The following is a 424-nucleotide window of genomic DNA, read 5'->3' as shown; positions in this document are numbered from 1 at the left end:
AACAATCAAGGAAACGTTGGAATTGGCACAACAGAGCCCCGTGGCTTTAAACTAGCTGTCAAAGGGAAAATAGGAGCTGAAGAAATACAGGTAAAGGCTAATTATTGGGCTGATTTTGTTTTCGAAGATAACTACGAGTTACCTTCCCTTTCCAGCCTAGAAAATTTTATCTCCATAAATAAACATTTACCAGACATTCCTTCAGCTGAAGAGGTGGAAAAAGAAGGAATAAATTTAGGGGATATGGATGCTAAATTGCTTCAAAAAATCGAAGAACTGACTCTTTATGTGATTGAGCAAAATAAACAAATTAAAAATCAAAACGAAGCATATCAAGAGCAATCCAAAAAGCTTAAAAATTTAGAGGAAGAAATAAAAACATTAAAGGCTAAAGAATAACCAGCTTATAATCGAGTAGGTGGCT

General features: G+C 34.7%; 1 pseudogene. It reads left to right on the top strand.

Features of this window, described 5'->3' with window-relative positions:
- Nucleotides 1-399: pseudogene (locus E1171_RS23145) on the top strand (TMF family protein); the annotation flags it as partial.
- Between the last annotated feature and the right edge of the window lie 25 nt (nucleotides 400-424).

Origin of the sequence: Xanthovirga aplysinae (assembly GCF_009711365.1) — a bacterium.
GTDB classification, from domain to species: domain Bacteria; phylum Bacteroidota; class Bacteroidia; order Cytophagales; family Cyclobacteriaceae; genus Xanthovirga; species Xanthovirga aplysinae.
This window is presented reverse-complemented; position numbering and strand designations above follow the sequence as displayed.